Raw genomic sequence first — 21,930 nt, 5'->3', positions numbered from 1 at the left:
GAGATTAAGCATGTGGTATTTTGCCTGGATTCTTGGCACCTTGCTGGCCTGTGCGTTTGGCGTGGTCACGGCACTGGCGATCGAGCATGTGGAAGAGGGCGGCGCGCAGGACGACAAGCTCTGATGCGCAGCCTGATACAGACGCTGTATCGTCTGATGGATAAGGGCCCGCTGCGGGCCCTTTCACTGATTCTGGCGCTGTGGCTGGCCGGATGCGTCATCTGGCAGCCGGCGCGCTTTGCCGCACGCACCAGTGAGCTCGCCATCTGGCACGGATTATTGTTAATCTGGGCGGTGTGCAGCGGCGTGATTCACGGCACCGGTTTCCGGCCACAGCGTGCCCGCTGGCAGGCGCTGTTTGCCCCGCTGCCGGCGCTGATCGTGCTGGCGCTGGGAATTTACTGGTTCTACCATTAAGTTCTGTCTCAGCCCGCAAGGGCTGTTTTACCGCTGCTGACGTGAGTTTTTGTCAGCGGTTGGTCAGGAAATCTCCCAAAAATCCTTCCAGTTGTTAACGTCTGATAATTATTTTCTCCTGGCTCTGGCGGACCATTCCCAAGCCGATCTCACTTGCGTATAGTAGCAACGTTTAAAATGAGACCGGGATGTAGAGTGAGTACAACGCTGTTTCGCTGGCCGGTTCGGGTCTATTACGAAGACACTGACGCCGGTGGTGTGGTTTACCACGCCAGCTATCTTGCTTTTTATGAACGAGCACGTACCGAGATGTTGCGCCAGCACCATTTCAATCAACAGGCCCTGTTGGAAGAGCAGGTGGCTTTTGTGGTACGGCGCATGACGGTGGACTTTATTGCCGCGGCACGTCTCGACGACCTTCTGGAGATCCAGAGCGAAGTGACAGCAATGACGCGCGCAACCATGACGTTCTCGCAGCGTATCGTGAATGCTGAAGGCAAAGTGCTCAATGAAGCAGACGTCCTGATTGCCTGCATCAACCCACATCTAATGAAGCCGATTGCGCTTCCCAAGTCTATTGTCGCGGAGTTCAAGCAGTGACTGACATGAACGTTCTTGATTTGTTCCTGAAGGCAAGCCTTCTGGTCAAACTTATCATGTTGATTTTGATCGGCTTTTCTATTGCCTCCTGGGCAATCATCATTCAGCGCACCCGCATTCTTAACGCGGCGGGGCGTGAGGCCGAGGCGTTCGAGGACAAGTTCTGGTCCGGTATCGAGCTGTCGCGTCTCTATCAGGAGAGCCAGGCGCGCCGTGACGAGCTGAGCGGGTCCGAACAGATTTTCTACTCTGGCTTCAAAGAGTTTGCCCGCCTGCACCGCGCCAACAGCCATGCGCCGGAAGCGGTGGTCGAAGGGGCCGGTCGCGCCATGCGCATCTCGATGAACCGTGAACTGGAAGCGCTGGAAAATCATATCCCATTCCTTGGCACCGTCGGTTCCATCAGCCCGTATATCGGTCTGTTTGGTACGGTGTGGGGGATCATGCATGCCTTTATCGCACTGGGTGCGGTGAAACAGGCCACACTGCAAATGGTTGCGCCCGGTATCGCCGAAGCGCTGATCGCCACCGCAATCGGTCTGTTCGCGGCCATTCCTGCCGTTATGGCGTATAACCGTCTGAACCAGCGCGTGAACAAGCTGGAGCAGGGCTACGACAACTTTATGGAAGAGTTCACCGCCATCCTGCATCGTCAGGCTTTCTCTACTGACAACAGCAAGTAAGTCGAGGTAAACGATGGCCAGAACCCGTGGTCGCGGGCGTCGCGACCTTAAGTCGGAAATCAACATTGTTCCGCTGCTGGACGTGCTGCTGGTGTTGCTGCTCATCTTTATGGCAACCGCGCCGATTATTACGCAGAGCGTGGAAGTGGACCTGCCGGACGCAACCGATTCGAAAACCGTTTCCAGCGACGATAATCCGCCGGTGATCGTGGAAGTGGCCGGGGTAGGGCAGTACAGCCTGGTGGTGGATCACGATCGTATGACGCAGCTGCCGCCGGAGCAGGTGGTGAGCGAAGCGCAGCGCCGTATTGAAGCCAATCCGAAGACGGTCTTCCTGATTGGTGGGGCGAAAGATGTGCCTTACGACGAAATCATCAAGGCGCTGAACCTGTTGCATCAGGCTGGCGTGAAATCCGTCGGTTTGATGACGCAGCCGATTTAACGCGAACCGTTTTTGGGAACCGAGAGTGTCGAAGGCAACCGAGCAGAACGAGAAGTTAAAACGCGCGATAATCATTTCGGTGATTCTGCACATCGTGCTGATCGCCCTGCTGATTTGGAGCTCGTTTAACGAACATATCGAAGCCAGCGGCGGCGGTGGCGGCAGTGATATCGACGCGGTGATGGTCGATCCTGGCGCGGTGGTTGAGCAGTATAACCGTCAGCAGAATCAGCAGAGTGATAGTCAGCGCGCCGAGCAGCAGCGCCAGAAGCAGGCACAGCAGCAGGCGGAAGAGTTGCAGCAGAAACAGGCCGCTGAACAGCAGCGGCTGAAAGAGCTGGAAAAAGAGCGTCTGCAGGCGCAGCAGGAAGCCAAAGAGCAGGCGAAGCAGCAGGCAGAGCAGCAGAAGGCGGCTGAAGCAGCAGCGAAGCAGGCGCAGGAGCAGCAGAAAGCTGCAGAAGCGGCCGCAGCGAAAGCCAAAGCCGATGCCAAAGCGCAGGCCGATGCTCAGGCGAAGGCCGCAGCGGACGCGAAAGCCAAAGCGGAAGAGCAGGCGAAGCAGGCCGCTGCCGACGCGAAGAAGAAAGCGGAAGAGCAGGCGAAAGCCGCCGCAGCCGAAGCGGCGAAAGAGAAAGCCGCGCAGCAGGCGAAAGCCAAAGCGGAGGCAGAAGCCAAAGCTCAGGCCGCGGCAGATGCAAAAGCCAAAGCTGCACAGGAAGCCAAAGAGAAAGCTGCGGAAGCCGCGAAAGAGAAAGCGGCCGCCGAAGCCAAAGCGAAAGCTGAGGCAGCAGCCAAAGCCAAAGCGGATGCGGCGGCCAAAGCTAAAGCGGCCGCCGAGGCGAAGAAGAAAGCGGCTGCCGAAGCGGCGAAGAACGAGAGCGATGTGGATGATCTGTTAGGCGGTCTCTCTTCCGGTAAGAATGCGCCGAAAAGCGGTGCCGCTTCCGGTGGTGGCGCGGCGGCAGGTCAGGGCAATCAGAAGAAGGCGGGTGCCTCAGGTGCTGAGGTGAATGCGTATCTGGGTCAGATCACCAGTGCGATTCAGAGCCGCTTCTACGATGCCGATCTGTATCGCGGTAAAAGCTGCGATCTGCGGATTAAACTGGCACCGGATGGTTTGCTGATTGACGTGAAAGCTGAAGGCGGCGATCCGGCGCTGTGTCAGGCGGCGATTACCGCAGCGAAGCAGGCACGCATTCCAAAGCCGCCTTCGCAGGCCGTATATGAAGTGTTTAAGAACGCACCGATGCGTTTCAAACCAGAATAATGCAGTAACGTACGGCAGGTTGAACTAAGGTTAGCTTGCCGTACTCTATGAGTACTCGTGTTTTTTCAGGAACTGTGCGAATTATCATGAACTCAGGTTCAGATAAGGGAGATAAGATGAAGCAGGCACTTCGTGTAACCTTAGGTTTTTTTGTACTGCTGTGGGCAGCGATGCTGCACGCGGAAGTACGCATTGAAATTACGCAGGGCGTGAATACCGCGCGCCCAATTGGTGTGGTGCCGTTCCAGTGGGCCGGTCCGGGCGCTGCACCTGAAGATATTGGTGGCATCGTCGCAGCAGACTTACGTAACAGCGGTAAATTCAACCCGCTGGATCGCTCTCGTCTGCCACAGCAGCCGACCAGCGCACAGGAAGTTCAGCCTGCCGCGTGGAGCGCACTGGGTATTGATGCCGTGGTCGTCGGGCAGGTTACGCCGAACGCCGATGGCAGCTACCAGGTGGCTTATCAGCTGGTGGATACCGGTGGCGCACCGGGTACTGTGCTGGCGCAGAACTCCTATAAAGTCACCAAACAGTGGCTGCGCTATGCAGCGCATACCGCCAGCGATGAAGTGTTTGAGAAGCTGACCGGTATCAAAGGCGCGTTCCGTACCCGTATCGCCTATGTGGTGCAGACCAACGGCGGTCAGTTCCCGTACGAGCTGCGCGTGTCTGACTACGATGGTTACAACCAGTTTGTGGTACACCGTTCGCCACAGCCGCTGATGTCACCGGCCTGGTCGCCAGATGGCAGCAAAGTGGCTTACGTGACCTTTGAAAGCGGTAAATCGGCGCTGGTGGTGCAAACGCTGGCCAACGGCGCTATCCGTCAGGTGGCTTCTTATCCACGTCACAACGGTGCGCCGGCCTTCTCGCCGGACGGCTCTAAGCTGGCCTTCGCCCTGTCGAAAACCGGTAGCCTGAACCTGTACGTGATGGATCTGGCCTCCGGTCAGACGCGTCAGGTGACCGATGGCCGCTACAACAGCACCGAACCTACCTGGTTCCCGGACAGCCAGACGCTGGCTTACACTTCGGATCAGGCCGGTGCGCCACAGATTTACAAAGTTAACGTTAACGGCGGAACGCCACAGCGCATTACCTGGGAAGGGGCTCAGAACCAGGATGCGGATGTGTCATCTGACGGTAAAACGATGGTGATGATCAGCAGCGCCGGTGGCGCGCAGCACGTCGCCAAACAGGATCTGGAAACGGGAGCCGTTCAGACAATAACGGACACGTTCCTGGATGAGACGCCAAGTCTGGCTCCTAACGGCACGATGGTAATCTATAGCTCTACTCAGGGGATGGGTTCCGTGTTGCAGTTGGTTTCAACCGATGGGCGTTTCAAAGCGCGTCTTCCGGCAACTGATGGACAGGTCAAATTCCCTGCCTGGTCGCCGTATCTGTGATGCATCGCTCCCTCGCCTGGCGGGGGAGTAAAATGTATGGCAAACAAAATAATAGGATAAAGAAATGCAACTGAACAAAGTGCTGAAGGGTTTGATGCTGGCTCTGCCGGTTATCGCGGTAGCTGCATGTAGCTCTCACAAAAACAACAACAACGATCAGACCGGTATGGGTGCTGACGGTGCATACGGCGCTGGCGCTGGCCAGAACGGCAACATGTCTTCTGACGAGCAGGCGCGTCTGCAGATGCAGCAGCTGCAGCAGAACAACATCGTTTACTTCGGTCTGGACAAGTATGACGTGCAGTCTGAATACGCTCAGATGCTGGATCAGCACGCTGCTTTCCTGCGCAGCAACCCATCTTACAAAGTGACCATCGAAGGTCACGCGGATGAGCGCGGCACCCCAGAGTACAACATCGCCCTGGGCGAGCGTCGTGCTAACGCCGTTAAAATGTACCTGCAGGGTAAAGGCGTGTCTGCTGACCAGATGTCTATCGTATCTTACGGTAAAGAGAAACCTGCTGTACTGGGCCACGACGAAGCGGCTTACGCTAAAAACCGTCGTGCCGTACTGGTTTACTAAGAGAATCAAATGATTAGTAACTTCAGACTTCATCTGTTGAGTCTGTCGTTACTGGTTGGCGTAGCGGCCCCCTGGGCCGCTAATGCCCAGGCGTCAATCAGTAGCGTTGGCTCAGGCTCGGTCGAAGACCGTGTCACCACTCTTGAACGTATCTCCAATGCCCAGGCTCAGCTTCTGCAGCAGTTGCAGCAGCAGATGAGTGATAACCAAAGCGATATCGATTCGCTGCGCGGGCAGATCCAGCAGAACAGTTATCAGCTTAATCAGGTGATTGAACGGCAGAAGCAGCTTTATCAGCAGATCGACAGTCTGAGCAGCAGTAATGGTGCGCAGGCCGGCGGTGGTGCGGATGCAGCAGCCGGTGCCGCAGCGGGAAACGCTGATGCGGGGAGCAGCAATACGGCTGCCGCTGCACCCGCACAAACCGGCGATGCCAACACCGATTACAATGCTGCCGTCGCGCTGATTCTTGAGAAGAAGCAGTATGACCAGGCAATAACTGCGCTGCAGGCGTGGGTGAAGAAGTATCCTGACTCCACCTATCAGCCGAATGCCAATTACTGGCTGGGTCAGTTGTACTACAACAAAGGCAAAAAGGACGATGCGGCCTACTATTTTGCCACTGTAGTCAAAAACTACCCGAAATCGCCAAAAGCGGCAGAAGCGCTGTTGAAGGTTGGGGTGATCATGCAGGAGAAGAACGATACAGCGAAAGCGAAAGCGGTCTACCAGCAGGTGATCAAACAGTTCCCTAACTCTGAGTCTGCTAAGCAGGCACAAAAACGGCTCGCTGCGATGTAATTGCTGCAGTTAAGACCGGATTTCGTCTGATTTCTGGTCTTGCCGCATGAAAGGTAAGCAGTTGAGACATTTAGCGGAAAATAAGGGTTGCGCCCTCCCGCTAAATCAGTAATATATGCCGCCGTTGCCGGGACATATCTTAACAAGTATCGGCAGCACTGAAGATGGGTCGTTAGCTCAGTTGGTAGAGCAGTTGACTTTTAATCAATTGGTCGCAGGTTCGAATCCTGCACGACCCACCATCTCAACCGTTCAGTTTTGATGTCACTTCAGTTTGCTTCACAACCTTGATGGGTCGTTAGCTCAGTTGGTAGAGCAGTTGACTTTTAATCAATTGGTCGCAGGTTCGAATCCTGCACGACCCACCATCAAGTCGAAAGTTGTAAGCCACTTCCCGAGCGGGTCGTTAGCTCAGTTGGTAGAGCAGTTGACTTTTAATCAATTGGTCGCAGGTTCGAATCCTGCACGACCCACCAGTTATGTAGAAAGGCGCCCTAAAGGCGCCTTTTTGCTTTTTTACGAAGTTCGGTATGTTGCTTTGAGATCGTACTCAGGCCAGATAAGGCGGGGCGGATCGCAAAGGAATCTCACATCCCTGTGGATCGGCCTCGCCATCCATGGCTCGGACGCTTCGCTCCTTCCGCTCCCGCCTTAACTGGCCATCAAGCCTTGTCATTGCTTTAGATAATCGCACCCATGCTCAAAGAAGACGGAAGGGCCGGGCGGTGGAGTAAAGCTTCCGGCGCATGGACAAAAATGCCGGGAGCATTTTTGAACAAGGCGTAGCGTTGGCCCACAAAGTGGGCGAGCCTCAGGGATGAGGCGAGTAAACCGCCGGCAGAGCCTACAGGGACGTATTTACGGCGACTTTACGGAACCGCCCGGTTCTTTCGGCTGGCTGCAAGGTTTCAAGCTGATCTACTTTTTTACCTTATCCGGCGTCAGGCTCTTCCAGATATGCAGCACCGCGTAACTGCGCCATGGGCGCCACACCTGCGACATCTGCTCTGCGACCTTTGCGCTCACGCCGCCGAGATTATTGCGGATCGCAATGTCCTCTTTCGGGAAGGCATCCGGCCAGCGCAGGGCGCGCATGGCGATATAACTCGCTGTCCATGGCCCGACACCCTTCAGCGCCAGCAACTGCTGCTGCACCACGTCCGGATTAACCGCGCCATTGAAGCGCAGCGCTCCTGAGGCGCAGGACTCGGCCAGTGCCTGGATCGCCTGCGCGCGGGCGCTCACAATGCCGAGGCTGGCGATATCATCGAGGGTGGCAGTAGCCAGTGATTCGGCCTCTGGCGGTAAGCGGGAGAGCGCAGGCCACGGTGTGGTGAGGGGGGCGCCAAAACGCTCCGCCACGCGACTGCTCAGCGTCGTCGCGGCTTTCACCGTCACCTGCTGGCCGAGGATGGCGCGGACCGCCAGCTCGAAGCCGTCAAACGCACCAGGAACGCGTAAGCCGGGATAGCGTGCCAGACTCGCAGCTAATAGCGGATCCTGGCTGAGCTGCTCGCTGATGCGCTGTGGCTGGGCATCCAGATCAAACAGATCGCGCAAACGGCGCAGCAGGGCAGGCAGCACCGGCGTCAGCGTGGTGGTAAATTGCACCTTCAGCGCCTGCTTCTCCGGCAAATGACTAATGCGTACCCAGCCACGACACTGACCGAGCGCCACAGTACGATGATAAACGCCCTCGCTGACCCACTCGACTTGCTTCATCACGCGCTGTTGCAGGAAATCGAGGATGGCGTCCCAGTCATAAGGAGGCCGGTAGCTGAGGCGCAGTTCGGCGCTCTCCTGCTCACCATTCAGGGCTTCCGTCTGAATCTGCTTACGCAGACGCGAAGGCGTCATGCGATAGCGAGCCTGGAACACGTCGTTAAAACGGCGCAGACTGCGAAAACCGCTGGCATAAGCAATCTCGGTCACCGGCAACGCGGTTTCAGTCAGTAGCTGCTTCGCCAGCAGCATGCGCCGGGTTTGCCGCAGTTCAAGTGGCGACACGCCCAGCTCCTGCTGAATCACCCGTCTTAGCTGGCGTTCACTCAGGTCAAACTCGCTGGCGATCTCAGCCAGTGTCTCCTGTTCTTCCAGTAAGCCTTCTTCGATACGGCGTATCAGCCGGTCGGCGATGCGATGATGGCTATCGACTGGCGCCGAACCAGGTGCCAGCTCGGGACGGCAGCGCAGGCAGGGGCGAAAGTGCGCCTTTTCAGCCGCTTCGGCACTGGTGAAAAACAGGCAGTTCTTCTGCATCGGCGCTTTCACCGGACAGATCGGACGGCAGTAAATACCGGTGGAGGTCACGCCGACAAAAAACACCCCGTCGAAACGGCTGTCGCGCGCCGTCAGTGCCTGATAGGCAATTTCAGGATCAAACATCATCGTCTCCGGCAAATAAACACCATCGTTGCGCAGGTGCGAATGGAAAACTGGCTGCTTTCGGACAGCTAACCAGTTTATGCTCATGGCCGAAAACAGCCAGTTTTGCCGCGCAAAAGTGCGATAATCATCCGCATAGCCCACGCCGGAGGTGCAACATGTATCACGCTAAAATCATTACCACGCCCGTCGGAGAACTGACGCTCATTGCCACGGATCGCGGATTGTCAGCCATTTTATGGGAAAACGAAGGTGCGCAGCGCGTGCCGCTGAAACCGATCGCGCGTAACGACCAGCATCCGATCCTCTGTGAGGCCGAACGGCAGCTGCGTCAGTACTTTGCTGGCGAGCGTCAGCAGTTTGACATGCCGTACGACACCGTTGGCACTGCGTTTCAGAAAAAGGTCTGGCAGGCGCTGCTCACCATTCCGTTTGGTGAAACCCGTAGCTATCTGCAAATCGCGGAGCAGATCGGCAACCCGAAAGCGGTACGTGCCGTCGGGGCTGCCAACGGTAAAAATCCGTTGTCGATCATGGCGCCCTGTCATCGGGTTATCGGCAGCAACGGTAAGCTCACCGGCTTCGCTGGCGGCCTGGCGGTAAAAGCGTTTCTGCTTGAGCTGGAAAGCCCACAACAGGCGCAGGCCGGCGCGCAGCTGGTACTTCCCGCATAAAAATCACACGACAGGCTCGGTGTAATCCGCTATTGTGTTTAGCATATAAAACACGATGGCGGATTTAATGCCGCATCATCGTCCTGATGGGCGATTTTGTTAAATCGATAAAACGAGAGCCGTGTCATGAGTGCAATGTTTGATGCTGAAAGCGCCATTTATCCCTTCCCGCCGAAACCGGCGCGCCTCAGCCCGCAGGAAAAAGCCGGTTACATCGAAGAAATTAAACGCCTGCTCAAAGCACGCGATGCGGTTATGGTGGCGCATTACTACACCGATCCGGAAATCCAGGCGCTGGCCGAAGAGACCGGCGGCTGCGTGGCGGATTCCCTTGAGATGGCGCGCTTTGGCAGCCAGCATCCGGCGCAAACGCTGCTGGTGGCCGGCGTGCGTTTCATGGGCGAAACCGCCAAAATCCTTAGCCCGGAAAAAACCGTGCTGATGCCCACGCTGCAGGCGGAGTGCTCGCTTGACCTCGGTTGCCCGATTGACGAATTTAACCGCTTCTGCGATGCGCATCCGGATCGGACCGTGGTGGTGTATGCCAACACGTCGGCAGCGGTAAAAGCACGTGCCGATTGGGTGGTGACGTCCAGCATTGCGGTTGAGCTGATTGAATATCTCGACAGTCGCGGTGAAAAAATCATCTGGGCACCGGACCGCCATCTGGGCCGCTACGTTAGGCAGCAAACCGGCGCTGATGTGCTGTGCTGGCAGGGGGCCTGCATCGTGCATGATGAGTTCAAAACCCAGGCGTTGCAGCGCATGAAAGCGCTCTATCCTGACGCGGCGGTGCTGGTGCACCCGGAGTCACCGCAGGCGATTGTCGACCTGGCCGATGCGATCGGTTCCACCAGCCAGTTGATTCAGGCCGCCAAAACGCTGCCGCATCCGCAGATGATTGTGGCGACCGACCGCGGCATCTTTTACAAAATGCAGCAGGCGGTACCGGACAAAGAGTTACTGGAAGCGCCCACCGCAGGTGAAGGGGCGACCTGCCGCAGCTGCGCGCACTGCCCGTGGATGGCGATGAATGGCCTGCAGGCTATCGCTGAAGGGCTGGCACACGGCGGCGCGCAGCATGAAATTCACGTCGATGCGGCGCTGCGTCAGGCGGCGTTACTGCCGCTCAACCGCATGCTAGACTTTGCAGCACAACTCAAACTTACGCTGAAAGGGAACGCCTGAGGCGGTTTTCATACAGGTGCAGATGATGGACTTCTTTAGCACACACAATATTCTGGTTCACATTCCGATTGGCGTCGGCGGCTACGATCTGTCATGGATTGAGGCGATCGGTACGCTGGCCGGCCTGCTGTGTATCTGGCTCGCCAGCCAGGAAAAAATTATCAACTACCTGTTTGGTCTGATTAACGTCACGCTGTTTGCGGTGATTTTCTTTCAGATTCAGCTGTATGCCAGCCTGCTGCTGCAGCTGTTCTTCTTTGTTGCCAACGTGTACGGCTGGTACGCGTGGAGCAGGCAGACCAGCAGCCATGAAGCGGCGCTGAAAATCCGCTGGCTGCCGCTGCCGAAAGCCATCGGCTGGGGCGCCGCCTGCGTGATCGCCATTGCGCTGATGACGCGCTATATCGACCCGGTATTCGCTTTCCTCACGCGCACCGCGGTGGGCCTGATGCAGTCGCTCGGCCTTAACGTGGCGATGCCGCAGCTGCAGCCAGATGCCTTCCCGTTCTGGGATTCCTGCATGATGGTGCTGTCGATTGTGGCGATGATCCTGATGACGCGCAAATACGTCGAGAACTGGCTGCTGTGGGTGGTGATCAACGTTATCAGCGTGATGATCTTTGCGCGTCAGGGTGTGTATGCCATGGCGCTGGAGTACGCCATTCTGACGCTGATCGCGCTGAACGGCACGCGCCTGTGGATGCAGAGCGCACGGGAACAGGGTTCGCGCGCGCTGTCCCATTAGTGGTGATGATGCGCGTGGCCTTCCAGCGCTGCGTGCTCGTGCTGCGTGCCGCTCTCCTCGCATAACTCGCAGTCCGGGCCGACGCAGGGCTGATACTCCATCTGCACCGTGGCATGGGCAATCTGATAATGCTGGTGCAGATACTGATGAATGCGTCGCAGCAGGCCGTCGTGATCGTACGGCGGAATCACCTGCACGTGCAGCGTCAGCACCGGCTTTTCGCCCACCTGCCACACATGCACATGATGCACATTACGCACTTCATCAATGTGACGTGTCAGCGCCCGCGCTAGCTTATCCACGTCGATATGCGTCGGTGCGCCTTCCAGCAGCTCGTGCAGGCTCTCGCGCAGCAGCGCCCAGCCGCTGCGCACCACCAGCAGCGCCACCAGCAGCGACAGAATCGGATCGATCGGCGTCCAGCCGGTTAGCATGATAATCACTGCCGCCACGATTGCGCCCACCGAACCGAGCAGGTCGCCCAGCACGTGCAGCGCGGCGGCACGCACGTTGAGATTCTTCTCTTCGCTGCCGCGGTGCAGCAGCCAGAACGACAGCAGATTCGCCAGCAGGCCGGCAATGGCGATGCCGAGCATCAGCCCGCCTTCAATCGGCTCGGGCTGGTAAAAACGGCGCAGTGCTTCCCAGACGATCAGGACGGTAATCACCAGCAGCGCGATGGCGTTCACAAACGCTGCCAGCGTGGTCAGACGCAGTAAGCCAAAAGTGTGACGCGCATTCGGTTTGCGCCGGGCGAACTGCACGGCCAGCAGCGCCATCAGCAGCGCGGCGGCGTCGGTGAGCATATGTCCGGCATCGGCCAGCAGCGCCAGCGAACCGGACACCAGCCCGCCGATGACCTCGGCAACCATAAACAGCGCGGTGACGCCAAACGCGGCGGCGAGACGCGTGCGGTTGCCGCCGTGCTCACTGTGAGAATGAGTGTGTGCCATAACGTTCCAGTTGGTTAAGTAGCCTGTTCGTTAATGATATCAGTAAATTGAGATTATCAGGGTCAGGCTGATGCTGTTTTGCCGCGTCGGCCAGCTGCTGGCAGCGGGCGGCTACGTCGTCAATGCCGAGCATCAGCCAGCTGCCTTTCAGGCGGTGCGCCGCGCGCGCCAGCTGGGGCCAGTCTGCGGCCGCGCTCGCCTGCAGCAGCGCATCATGATCCTGCTGCAGCGTACGCTGCAGGGTATGGCAAATACGCGGGATGAAAGCCGGATTGTGCTGCGCCAGAATCTGCAGGCTGTCCGGCAACACCTGCAACGGATCGCGCACCGCCTGCGCCAGCAGCGGTGCAATATCCCGCAGAGTCACCGGCTTGACCAGCTGCGCTTCGTGCGCCTGCAGCGGCAGTTTCAGCAGCTGTACGTCGGCGGAGCACAGTATGCGCAGCGCAGGCTGCACGCGCTGGCGCTGACGGCGGCGCAGGATGCGCAGCAGCGTCAGGCCATCCGGGCGTGGCATCATCTGGTCGATAAACAGCACATCAAACGGCTGCTGCGCATCGGCCCGCAGCAGTTCGCGGCCATCCTCAAACACCGCCGCAGTAATGCCAAAGCTTGCCAGCTGCTGCTGCATCACCAGCAGATTGGTCGGGTGATCGTCGACAATCGCCACGCGCAGCTGCGGATAGTGCGGCCAGTGCGTGGCGTCATCCGCCGCCGATGCCGCACAGGGTTCCAGCGGCAGGCGCACGCTCACCGTGGTGCCCTGCTGCGGCGCGGACTCCAGCGACAGCGTGCCGCCCATGCGCTGTACAATCTCGCGACAGATAAACAGCCCGAGGCCGCTGCCCTGCACCGCATGGCGCTTGCCCGACGGCGCCTGATACCACGGTTCAAACAGCTGCGCCTGCTCGCTGAGCGGAATGCCGCTGCCGCTGTCGCTCACCGTCAGCGCGATATCCCCGTTGACCGCCAGCGTCAGGTGGATTTCGCCGTGGCGGGTAAATTTCAGCGCATTGGCCACCAGATTGTTCACCACCTGCTGCAGGCGATCGCTGTCGAGCATCACGCTGGCCGGCAGCGGGGTCAGCGCCGCCACGTGCAGCTGTGGCCCGCCATCGCGCATCAGCGGGTGATAAAACTGCTGTTGCTGCTGTAGCCACAACCTGAGATCGAGCGGGCGTGGCGTCAGGCGGAAGCTGTGATTCTCAATGCGCGCATGATCCTGCAAATCGTTCAGCAGCGTCATCAGCGACCGTGCGCTGCTGTGCATCAGATCGAGCCGCGCGCTCGGATGCTGCTGCTGCTCCAGCTCCAGCAGACCGAGAATCGCCTGCATCGGCGTGCGCAGCTCGTGACTGGCGGTGGCGAGAAACTGGCTTTTAGCGGCGTTGGCACGCTCCGCCTGCTCGCGCTGTAACCGCTCACGCCGCTGCTGCAGATAACGGCGCAGCAGCAATACCAGCAACAGCAGGATGATCACGGCGGCCGCAATTAAAATCAGCAGCGGCACATTGCGCATCGTCATGGTGGTGCCGGGCTGCGGCGGCTGCGACCAGCTGACGCGCATCTGGTTCAGCGTATCCGCCGGAATCTGCTGCAGCGCATGGTCGAGAAGGGCGCTCAGCTGCGGCTGCTGTGCGCTCACCTGCGGCGCCAGCGGCCAGGCGATATCGCTGGCCACAAACGCGAGATGCACGCGGTTGCCCTCATGGCTGGCCATGCGCCAGCGCGCCGACAGCACGTTATCCACCACTGCATCAATCTGGCCAGTGTTGAGGGCCTGCCACAGCTGGGCGCGATCGTCGAACAGCTGGGGCGCGATCTCAGCCGGAAGCAGACGCTGCGCCAGATCGCCACGCAGCACGCCGACGCGCTGAGCGTGCAGCGCGGACCAGTCCATCGGCTGCCTGTCGGACAGCGTGTAAATGCCCCAGATGGCGCGCCACACTGGCAGCGCGGTGCGGTTAGCATCGTCCCCGTACAGCGGCTGTAACAGGTTGAGCATCACCTGCTGCTGCTGCAACAGACTGGCGGCCTGCTGCGGATTATTGACCCAGCGCGGCGTGAAACGCAGGCCGGTGCTCTGGCTCAGGGCGTTAAGCAGGTCAATACCGAAGCCGCGCGCGTTGCCGCTGGCATCGCGATAGCTCCACGGCGCGTTATCGCTCTCGGCGGCATAAGGGATGGCATCCTGCTGCGCCAGCCACTGTTTCTCTGCGCCCGTCAGCATCAGGGTTTGCGTATCCTGATAGCGCAGCAGCGGTGGACTCCAGCGCTGCTGCACACGATTGCTGAACTCCGCTGGCAGCAAGCGCAGCTGGCGGTTGAGCCAGGCGATTAATGCCGGATCGCGCGTCAGCGCGCGCAGCGATAGCTCGCCGGCACCGGGATCGGCGGTGATCTGATAAATCTGTCCCTGCTGCAGCTGGCTTAGCAGAAAACCGGCGCTGGCTTCATCGGCTACCAGATAATCGCTCTGCTGGTTCAGCAGCGCATACAGCGCCTGTAAATTGCCGGGCAGCGTCTGCCAGCGGTGGCGTTGTGCAAAGGTGGGCGGCAGCTGCGCCAGCGTGTCGGCGGCGATGGTCAGCTGGGCGTTGTCACTGTTGAACATCACCGCGCGCTGGTTGTCGCGATTGCGGTAGATGCGCATCGGGCTGGTGAACCAGCTCTCGCTGGTCAGTACGTCGGCGGGCAGATCGCGCTGGCGGGTGCTCAGCACCATATCCACGTCGCCACGCTGCAGCGCCGCCAGCTGGGCGGCAAAGTCAGGATAACCGTGCAGGCTGAAGGTGCTGCCGCTCAGCTGGCTGAGGGCGCTGAGATAGTCGGCATCAATGCCCCAGATGCGATCGCCGATGCGCATCGCCCAGGGCGCGCTGTTTTGCGCCGGCACCGCCACGCGCAGCACCGGTCCCGGCCAGGGCTCGGCGTGCGGCGCGGGCATCATGGCGGGCAGCATCACGCTACTGGCGGGCTGCAGCCCGGCGCGCGCCAGCAGGCTAAACAGCAGGAAAAGCAACGGCAGCCAGCGTGTCACTGCTGCGCTTTCCACAGTTCTGCCAGCTCGACCACCGACTGCACGCCGGTCTTCTCCAGAATGTTTTTCTTGTGCGTACTGACGGTTTTGTTGCTGATGTGCAGCTGTTCGCCAATCTGAATATTCGACAGCCCGCGCACCAGCAGCGCGACAATCTGCTGCTCTTTCTCAGTAAGCGGTAGCGCGATGCGCTCCGGCAGCGGCGGAAACGCCTGCTGGCCACCCAGCACCGCCAGAATCGCGCTCAGCAGCTGCGCCATGCTTTGACTCTTCACCACATAGCCGGCAGCGCCGAACGAAGCGGCGCTGAGCAGCGTGTGCCGGTTCTGCTGGGCCGAGTAAATCAGCACCGGGCACTGCTGATGGCGCGCGCGCAGGCGGCGCAGCAGCTCCAGACCATCGCTGTCCGGCAGGCCGATATCCAGCACAATCAGGTCAATAGGATGCTGTTGCAGCAGCAGGCGCGCCTGAGCTTCGTCGCCAGCGGCGTAGAGCTGTAACGGAATGGGGGCGTTGAGGCAGGCCGCTTCCAGCGCGACTTCAACTAACGGGTGATCATCGATAAGCAGCAGCGAAGCCATGAAACAGTTCCTGTGAATTTCATAGCGTTAGCATAGCGGAATTAGGGCAGGGGAAAAACAACAGGGCGAGCCGAAGCTCGCCCTGCATCACGCTCCGCGTGAATTACTGCGTGGTGCCGTCAGTTTTATGTTTGACGTGACCACCGCCTTCCCTGGTTTCAACTTTCTTGTTCATATCAGGGCAGCGACCATCTTTACACATGGTATTTTTGTGTTCCTGGCTGGCCGACATATTGCCGGAGCTGGTACCAGAAGTCGCCGCACCGTTGGTGTTCATGCTGCCATTATTAATGTTGCTATTATCAACATTATTTGGCGGCAGATTCTCTTTCGCGCCGCCCGCGGCTGCACCGGCTTCTGCTGACGCATTCGCCTGGCCGTTGTTGTTATCCGCAGCCAGTGCTGCGCCGCTGCCTAAAGTCATCGCTGCCGTCAGAAAAATCAATGCAAACTTATTCATCATTATGCTCCTGTAATAAATGGATAGTTGCCGCGTGACACCCGCTGGTGCTGTTTGACGAAAAAAGCGTGCCGCGACGGAATTAAATTCCGTCATGAGTGTTCGGCATGAATATAAATAGCGAAAGCACCTCATTCCTCAGTGCTTACGTTTAAAAAGCTTAGTTCAGAAACGAATAAATGCAAATCCGGGCGAGCTATTTGCGCGCAGGACATAATTTACACCTGGTGCCTGAAGGGATACATTGGACAGGTTGCGCCCGGCGTACGCAGGGCCAGAAATTTGAATGGAATAAGTATGGATTACCAGAACGACGATTTACGCATCAGAGAGATCAAAGAGTTATTGCCCCCTGTTGCGCTGCTGGAAAAATTCCCCGCCACCGATAACGCTGCTCAAACCGTTGCCCAGGCCCGCCAGGCCATTCACCGCATTCTGCACGGTGAAGATGACCGCCTGCTGGTGGTGATTGGGCCATGCTCCATCCACGATACGCAGGCAGCCAAAGAGTATGCCGCGCGCCTGCTGACGTTGCGCGAGGAGCTGAAGGGTGAGCTGGAAGTGGTGATGCGCGTGTACTTTGAAAAACCGCGTACCACGGTGGGCTGGAAAGGGCTGATCAACGATCCTTACATGGACGGTAGCTTCCAGATTAACGACGGCCTGCGCCTGGCGCGTAAGCTGCTGGTGGATATCAACGACACCGGACTGCCGGCTGCCGGTGAGTTCCTCGACATGATCACGCCGCAATACATGGCGGATTTGATGAGCTGGGGCGCGATTGGTGCGCGCACCACCGAATCGCAGGTGCACCGCGAGCTCTCCTCCGGGCTCTCCTGTCCGGTCGGCTTCAAAAACGGTACCGACGGCACCATCAAAGTGGCGATCGATGCCATCGGCGCTGCCAGCGCGCCGCACTGTTTCCTGTCGGTCACCAAATATGGTCATTCGGCGATTGTCGAAACCAGCGGTAATGAAGATTGCCACATCATTCTGCGCGGCGGCAAAGAGCCAAACTACAGTGCGGAACACGTTGCGGCGGTGAAAACCGGGCTGGAAAAAGCGGGCCTGCGTCCACAGGTGATGATCGACTTCAGCCACGCCAACAGCAGCAAGCAGTTCCAGCGTCAGATGGTGGTGGCCGCAGACGTGGCGCAGCAGATTGCCGGCGGCGAGCAGGCGATTACCGGCGTGATGATTGAGAGCCACCTGGTGGAAGGCAACCAGAGCCTCGACAGCGGTAAACCGCTGGTGTACGGCCAGAGCGTCACCGACGCCTGTATTGGCTGGGACGACACGGAAAAAGCGCTGCGTCAGCTGGCGCAGGCGATCAAAACCCGTCGCGGCTAACGGCAGCGCACGGCATAAAAAAAGGCCAGACTCGCGTCTGGCCTTTTGCGTTTCAGCGTGAACTTACTTCGCTTTACCCTGGTTAGCAACGGCGGCGGCTTTCGCTGCGATCTCGTCGGCATCACCCAGATAGTAATGTTTGATTGGCTTGAAGTTCTCGTCGAACTCATACACCAGCGGTACGCCGGTTGGGATGTTCAGTTCGAGGATCTCATCTTCGCTCATGTTATCGAGGTATTTCACCAGCGCGCGCAGTGAGTTACCGTGCGCGGCAACAATCACTTTCTCACCGCTCTTAATGCGCGGCAGAATGCTTTCGTTCCAGAATGGGATCACGCGATCGATGGTCAGTGCCAGGCTTTCGGTGGTCGGCAGCTGCGCGTCGGTCAGGGATTTGTAGCGCGGGTCGTGGCCCGGGAAACGCTCGTCGTTACGATCCAGCTCTGGCGGCGTAACGGCAAAGCCGCGGCGCCACTGTTTCACCTGATCGTCGCCGTATTTGGCGGCGGTTTCCGCTTTGTCCAGACCCTGCAGCGCACCGTAGTGACGCTCGTTCAGACGCCAGGTTTTCTCGACCGGCAGCCAGGCCTGATCCAGCTCATCCAGCACGTTCCACAGAGTGTGGATGGCACGCTTCAGCACTGAGGTGTAGGCAAAATCAAACACGAAACCTTCTTTTTTCAGCAGCTGACCGGCTGCTTTGGCTTCGGTGCGACCCTTGTCGGACAGATCCACGTCGTACCATCCGGTGAAGCGGTTTTCCTGATTCCACTGGCTTTCGCCGTGGCGCACCAGAACCAGCTTAGTTACGGCCATAGCTTTACTCCTTAATGCTTAATGTTTCGATGATGATAGAAACCGGCTGCGGCCGCTGATTTCAGCGGCACACTGATAGCGCCATACCATAGCGGAAAACAGCGCACGGCGTAAGCCTGTCGGCACCGCAGTGCGCGTTTTTCAACCGGCGCTTAGTGCGGGGTGAAGCGATAACGCGTCACGGAGTGCCATGTGTCGCCGGGCTGCAGCCAGCAATCAGGCTGCGGCCACTCGCTATGGTTGGGCGAATCCGGTAAAAACTCACTCTCCAGAGCGATGCCCTGGAAAGCAGTATAGCTGCCCTGTTCACGGGCGCGCGTTCCCTCCAGATAGTTGCCGGAGTAGAACTGCAGCGCCGGCGCGGCGGTGAACACGCTCACGCTAAGTTTGTCGTCCGCTGACCACAGCTGCGCAGCAGGCTGGCTGCTGTCACCGGCGGTGGTGAGCAGAAACGCGTGATCGTAACCTTTCACCGCGCGCTGATCGTCGTCGGCCAGGAACTCATCCGCCACGCGTTTCGGCTGGCGGAAATCAAAGCTGGTACCGTCTACCGCTTTCAGCGGCGCATTGGGAATGCCTGCGCTGTCCACCGGCAGATAACGATCGGCCTGCAGTTGTAAGCGATGCTGGCGCGCGTCGCCATGATGCGCATCAAGGTTGAAGTAAGCATGGTTGGTCAGGTTGACCGGACAGGCCTGATCGGTCTGCGCTTCATAGCGAATCGACAGGCAGTTATCGTCATCGAGCTGATAAATCACATCGGCAATCAGATTGCCGGGGTAGCCCTGGTCGCCGTCCGGCGAATCAAGACGATAGTGCACTTCGCTGTCACTCTGGCTGAGAATCTGCCAGCGGCGCTTGTCGAAACCCTGCGGCCCGCCATGCAGCTGGTGCGGACCCTGATTGGCCGCCAGCAGCCGGTTAAGCGGCTTCAGCTCAGCGAAGGCGATGCGGTTCGCGTAACGCCCGATGGTGGCACCGAGATAAGCATCCTGATGCAGATAGTCGGACGGCGTGGCGCAGCCGAGCAGCGCTTCGCGCACGCTGCCGTCCTGCATCGGCACGCGCGCCGACAGCCAGGTGGCGCCCCAGTCCATAAAGGTGGCGACCATGCCGTTGCGGTTGCGCAGCACGGTGATGCGCCACGGCTGGCCGTCCGGCGCATGAGATTTGACGTCGCTTACCATTGGCCGGCTCCTGCTGAGGCTTTACACACGTAAAAGGTCTCTTTGATGCCGGTCTGCGCTTCGTACTGCTGCGCCACCGCCGCTTTCACCTGATCGACCAGATCGGTTGGCATCAGGGCGACAATACAGCCACCGAAGCCGCCGCCGGTCATACGCACGCCGCCGCGCGGGCCGATCTCCGCTTTGACGATCTCCACCAGCTGGTCGATGGGCGCGACGGTAATCTCAAAATCGTCGCGCATTGAGGCGTGCGAGGCGGCCATCAGCTCACCCATGCGTTGCAGATCGCCGCTGCTCAGCGCGTCCGCCGCTTCCAGCGTACGCGCATTTTCGGTGATCACGTGACGCACGCGTTTGGCCACCAGCGGATCGAGCTGCTGTTCTGCCGCCGCAAACTCCTCCAGCGTCACGTCGCGCAGCGCCTTTTTGTTGAAGAAGCGCGCACCGGTTTCGCACTGCTCGCGGCGGGTATTGTATTCGCTGCCCACCAGATTACGGCGGAAGTTCGAGTTGATAATCACTACCGCGACATCCTCCGGCATGGATACGGCGCGCGTACCCAGCGTGCGGCAGTCCAGCAGCATGGCGTGATCCTGCTGGCCGAGTGCGGATATCAGCTGATCCATGATGCCGCAGTTGCAGCCAACAAACTGGTTCTCCGCTTCCTGCCCGTTAACGGCAATCGCTGCGCCGTCGAGCTTCAGCTGATACAGCTGCTGGAACACGGTGCCCACCGCCACTTCCAGCGAGGCGGACGAGCTGAGACCGGCACCCTGCGGCACGTTGCCGCTGATCACCATATCCACGCCGCCAAAGCTGGCGTCGCGCTGCTGCAGATGTTTCACCACGCCGCGCACGTAATTGGCCCACATCGGTTCGCTGAGCGGCTCAATCGGCGCATCCAGCGAGAAGCTATCCTGCTGATTGTCGTAATCCACCGCCACCACGCGCACCTGGCGATCGTCGCGGCGGGCGCAGGCAATCACGGTCTGATAATCGATAGCGCAGGGCAGCACGAAGCCATCGTTGTAATCGGTATGCTCGCCGATCAGGTTCACCCGGCCCGGTGCCTGAATGCTGTGGCTCGGCGCGTAGCCGAAGGTGTCAGCGAAAACCTGTTGAGTGATCGATTTTAAAGACATTTATTGTTCCTCGCGGAAATGGATAGCGCTGACAGAGCGCAGACGTTCTGCTGCCTGTTCCGCCGTTAAATCACGTTGGGTCTCGGCCAGCATCTCGTAGCCAACCATAAATTTTCGTACTGTGGCGGAGCGCAGCAGCGGAGGATAGAAGTGCGCGTGCAGCTGCCAGTGATCGTTGGCTTCGCCGTTAAACGGCGCGCCGTGCCAGCCCATCGAATAGGGGAACGAGCACTGGAACAGATTGTCGTAACGGCTGGTGAGCTGCTTGAGCGCCAGCGCCAGATCGGTGCGCTGCGCCTCGCTGAGATCGGTAATGCGTTTCACGTGCGTTTTCGGCAGCAGCAGGGTTTCAAACGGCCAGGCCGCCCACCACGGCACCACCGCCAGCCAGTGATCGGTTTCAACCACGGTACGGCTGCCGTCCTGCAGCTCGCGCGCCACGTAATCCACCAGCAGCGGCGTGCCTTTATCGGCAAAGTAGCGGCGCTGGTTGTCATCCTCTTTTTGCGCTTCGTTTGGCAGAAAGCTGTTGGCCCACACCTGACCGTGCGGATGGGGATTCGAGCAGCCCATGGCTGCGCCTTTGTTTTCAAACACCTGCACCCACGGATAGTGCTGGCCGAGTTCGGCAGTCTGCTCCTGCCAGGTACGCACGATATCCTGCAGATTGTGCAGCGGCAGTTCGGGCAGGGTTTTGCTGTGATCCGGCGAGAAGCAGATCACCCGGCTGGTACCGCGCGCGCTTTCACAGCGCATCAGCACATTGTCGCTCTGCGGCGCGTCCGGCGTGTCGGTCATCAGCGCGGCAAAGTCATTGGTGAACACGTAAGTGCTTTTGTAATCAGGATTTTTATCGCCGGTGATGCGGGTATTACCGGCGCACAGGAAGCAGTCCGGGTCGTGTGCCGGCAGTTGCTCCAGCGCGGGCGTCTCCTGCGCACCCTGCCACGGACGTTTGGCGCGATGCGGTGACACCAGCACCCATTGATCGATCAACGGGTTATAGCGGCGATGCGGATGATCGACCGGGTTAAATTTTTGCATAACAAGTCCTGGTAATCGGCAAACAGAAGAAAATCACTGCCTTCAACGTAGCATAACGGTGGCGCTGAAAGCGTGATCCAGTCTGGATAAATGGTATCGTTTACACAAGGTGACGATTCTCATTTTGTGGGTTTATGCGCAGCGTTTGCTGAATAATGCG

Annotated in this window: 22 protein-coding genes and 3 tRNA genes; 16 read left to right on the top strand and 9 right to left on the bottom strand. The window is 58.9% G+C overall.

Features of this window, described 5'->3' with window-relative positions:
• Nucleotides 1-10 precede the first annotated feature (10 nt).
• The 12 genes from cydX to AC6I8P_RS12970 all read left to right on the top strand — a co-directional run bounded on the left by cydX (nucleotide 11) and on the right by AC6I8P_RS12970 (nucleotide 6,681).
• Nucleotides 11-124 (top strand): cytochrome bd-I oxidase subunit CydX, encoded by a 114-nt coding sequence (cydX, locus tag AC6I8P_RS13025; protein WP_010615998.1) that lies wholly within the window; start codon nucleotides 11-13, stop codon nucleotides 122-124.
• Entirely contained in the window at nucleotides 124-417 is a 294-nt protein-coding gene (ybgE, locus tag AC6I8P_RS13020; RefSeq protein WP_058775290.1) for a cyd operon protein YbgE, read from the top strand. Before cydX ends, ybgE begins: the two co-directional genes overlap by 1 nt.
• A 177-nt stretch (nucleotides 418-594) precedes the next feature.
• Nucleotides 595-1,017: a tol-pal system-associated acyl-CoA thioesterase gene (ybgC, locus tag AC6I8P_RS13015; RefSeq protein WP_168714917.1), complete on the top strand. Its 423-nt coding sequence runs from the start codon at nucleotides 595-597 to the stop codon at nucleotides 1,015-1,017.
• A complete protein-coding gene (gene tolQ, locus AC6I8P_RS13010) occupies nucleotides 1,014-1,700 on the top strand; it encodes a Tol-Pal system protein TolQ (protein WP_010616001.1) in 687 nt (228 codons plus the stop codon). Before ybgC ends, tolQ begins: the two co-directional genes overlap by 4 nt.
• Before the next feature lie 13 nt (nucleotides 1,701-1,713).
• The gene (gene tolR / locus AC6I8P_RS13005; protein ID WP_021508530.1) at nucleotides 1,714-2,142 is read left to right on the top strand and encodes a colicin uptake protein TolR; all 429 of its coding nucleotides are present in this window, start codon (nucleotides 1,714-1,716) and stop codon (nucleotides 2,140-2,142) included.
• A 25-nt stretch (nucleotides 2,143-2,167) separates the two neighbouring features.
• Nucleotides 2,168-3,409, top strand: coding sequence for a cell envelope integrity protein TolA (tolA, locus tag AC6I8P_RS13000; RefSeq protein ID WP_498030658.1), 1,242 nt, complete (start codon nucleotides 2,168-2,170; stop codon nucleotides 3,407-3,409).
• Nucleotides 3,410-3,525: 116 nt separating this feature from the next.
• Nucleotides 3,526-4,821, top strand: coding sequence for a Tol-Pal system beta propeller repeat protein TolB (gene tolB, locus AC6I8P_RS12995; protein ID WP_021508528.1), 1,296 nt, complete (start codon nucleotides 3,526-3,528; stop codon nucleotides 4,819-4,821).
• Between the two features lie 64 nt (nucleotides 4,822-4,885).
• The gene (gene pal / locus AC6I8P_RS12990) at nucleotides 4,886-5,404 is read left to right on the top strand and encodes a peptidoglycan-associated lipoprotein Pal (RefSeq protein WP_021508527.1); all 519 of its coding nucleotides are present in this window, start codon (nucleotides 4,886-4,888) and stop codon (nucleotides 5,402-5,404) included.
• A gap of 9 nt (nucleotides 5,405-5,413) precedes the next feature.
• Complete coding sequence (gene cpoB, locus AC6I8P_RS12985) at nucleotides 5,414-6,205, top strand: cell division protein CpoB (protein WP_031279880.1); 792 nt, start codon at nucleotides 5,414-5,416, stop codon at nucleotides 6,203-6,205.
• A 166-nt stretch (nucleotides 6,206-6,371) separates the two neighbouring features.
• A tRNA-Lys gene (locus AC6I8P_RS12980) sits at nucleotides 6,372-6,447 on the top strand.
• A gap of 50 nt (nucleotides 6,448-6,497) precedes the next feature.
• Nucleotides 6,498-6,573 (top strand) — tRNA-Lys (locus AC6I8P_RS12975).
• 32 nt (nucleotides 6,574-6,605) lie between these two features.
• A tRNA-Lys gene (locus tag AC6I8P_RS12970) sits at nucleotides 6,606-6,681 on the top strand.
• A gap of 442 nt (nucleotides 6,682-7,123) precedes the next feature.
• Here the strand turns inward: AC6I8P_RS12970 and AC6I8P_RS12965 are convergent.
• A complete protein-coding gene (locus AC6I8P_RS12965; protein WP_498031166.1) occupies nucleotides 7,124-8,590 on the bottom strand; it encodes an AlkA N-terminal domain-containing protein in 1,467 nt (488 codons plus the stop codon).
• 158 nt (nucleotides 8,591-8,748) lie between these two features.
• On the opposite strand from AC6I8P_RS12965, the gene AC6I8P_RS12960 reads away from it, so the two are divergent.
• The 3 genes from AC6I8P_RS12960 (at nucleotide 8,749) to pnuC (ending at nucleotide 11,197) form a co-directional block, all read left to right on the top strand.
• A complete protein-coding gene (locus AC6I8P_RS12960) occupies nucleotides 8,749-9,264 on the top strand; it encodes a methylated-DNA--[protein]-cysteine S-methyltransferase (protein WP_021508524.1) in 516 nt (171 codons plus the stop codon).
• 126 nt (nucleotides 9,265-9,390) lie between these two features.
• The gene (nadA, locus tag AC6I8P_RS12955; protein ID WP_498030657.1) at nucleotides 9,391-10,452 is read left to right on the top strand and encodes a quinolinate synthase NadA; all 1,062 of its coding nucleotides are present in this window, start codon (nucleotides 9,391-9,393) and stop codon (nucleotides 10,450-10,452) included.
• A gap of 25 nt (nucleotides 10,453-10,477) precedes the next feature.
• Nucleotides 10,478-11,197 carry a nicotinamide riboside transporter PnuC gene (gene pnuC, locus AC6I8P_RS12950; RefSeq protein ID WP_058769456.1) on the top strand — a complete coding sequence of 240 codons (720 nt, stop codon included), beginning with the start codon at nucleotides 10,478-10,480 and terminating at the stop codon, nucleotides 11,195-11,197.
• Here pnuC and zitB read toward each other — a convergent pair.
• The 4 genes from zitB to AC6I8P_RS12930 form a co-directional block, all read right to left on the bottom strand.
• A complete protein-coding gene (gene zitB / locus AC6I8P_RS12945; RefSeq protein WP_021508521.1) occupies nucleotides 11,194-12,150 on the bottom strand; it encodes a CDF family zinc transporter ZitB in 957 nt (318 codons plus the stop codon). The genes pnuC and zitB overlap by 4 nt on opposite strands.
• Entirely contained in the window at nucleotides 12,125-15,205 is a 3,081-nt protein-coding gene (locus AC6I8P_RS12940; RefSeq protein WP_498030656.1) for an ATP-binding protein, read from the bottom strand. Before AC6I8P_RS12940 ends, zitB begins: the two co-directional genes overlap by 26 nt.
• A complete protein-coding gene (locus AC6I8P_RS12935) occupies nucleotides 15,187-15,771 on the bottom strand; it encodes a response regulator (protein ID WP_498030655.1) in 585 nt (194 codons plus the stop codon). The genes AC6I8P_RS12940 and AC6I8P_RS12935 overlap by 19 nt, the downstream gene beginning before the upstream one ends.
• 103 nt (nucleotides 15,772-15,874) lie before the next feature.
• Nucleotides 15,875-16,231: a YbgS-like family protein gene (locus AC6I8P_RS12930; RefSeq protein WP_325967922.1), complete on the bottom strand. Its 357-nt coding sequence runs from the start codon at nucleotides 16,229-16,231 to the stop codon at nucleotides 15,875-15,877.
• A 297-nt stretch (nucleotides 16,232-16,528) separates the two neighbouring features.
• Here AC6I8P_RS12930 and aroG point away from each other — a divergent pair, with 297 nt between their 5' ends.
• The gene (gene aroG, locus AC6I8P_RS12925; protein ID WP_021508517.1) at nucleotides 16,529-17,581 is read left to right on the top strand and encodes a 3-deoxy-7-phosphoheptulonate synthase AroG; all 1,053 of its coding nucleotides are present in this window, start codon (nucleotides 16,529-16,531) and stop codon (nucleotides 17,579-17,581) included.
• 63 nt (nucleotides 17,582-17,644) lie between these two features.
• On the opposite strand, the gene gpmA is transcribed toward aroG, so the two are convergent.
• The 4 genes from gpmA to galT all read right to left on the bottom strand — a co-directional run bounded on the left by gpmA (nucleotide 17,645) and on the right by galT (nucleotide 21,770).
• Nucleotides 17,645-18,397, bottom strand: a complete 753-nt coding sequence (gene gpmA / locus AC6I8P_RS12920; RefSeq protein ID WP_010616013.1) for a 2,3-diphosphoglycerate-dependent phosphoglycerate mutase — start codon at nucleotides 18,395-18,397, stop codon at nucleotides 17,645-17,647.
• A 152-nt stretch (nucleotides 18,398-18,549) separates the two neighbouring features.
• Nucleotides 18,550-19,584: a galactose-1-epimerase gene (gene galM, locus AC6I8P_RS12915; RefSeq protein ID WP_481657754.1), complete on the bottom strand. Its 1,035-nt coding sequence runs from the start codon at nucleotides 19,582-19,584 to the stop codon at nucleotides 18,550-18,552.
• The gene (galK, locus tag AC6I8P_RS12910; RefSeq protein WP_058775295.1) at nucleotides 19,578-20,726 is read right to left on the bottom strand and encodes a galactokinase; all 1,149 of its coding nucleotides are present in this window, start codon (nucleotides 20,724-20,726) and stop codon (nucleotides 19,578-19,580) included. The genes galM and galK overlap by 7 nt, the downstream gene beginning before the upstream one ends.
• Nucleotides 20,727-21,770 carry a galactose-1-phosphate uridylyltransferase gene (gene galT / locus AC6I8P_RS12905; protein ID WP_459745725.1) on the bottom strand — a complete coding sequence of 348 codons (1,044 nt, stop codon included), beginning with the start codon at nucleotides 21,768-21,770 and terminating at the stop codon, nucleotides 20,727-20,729.
• Between the last annotated feature and the right edge of the window lie 160 nt (nucleotides 21,771-21,930).

The organism is gamma proteobacterium symbiont of Lampromicra miyakona (assembly GCF_059730895.1).
This window is presented reverse-complemented; position numbering and strand designations above follow the sequence as displayed.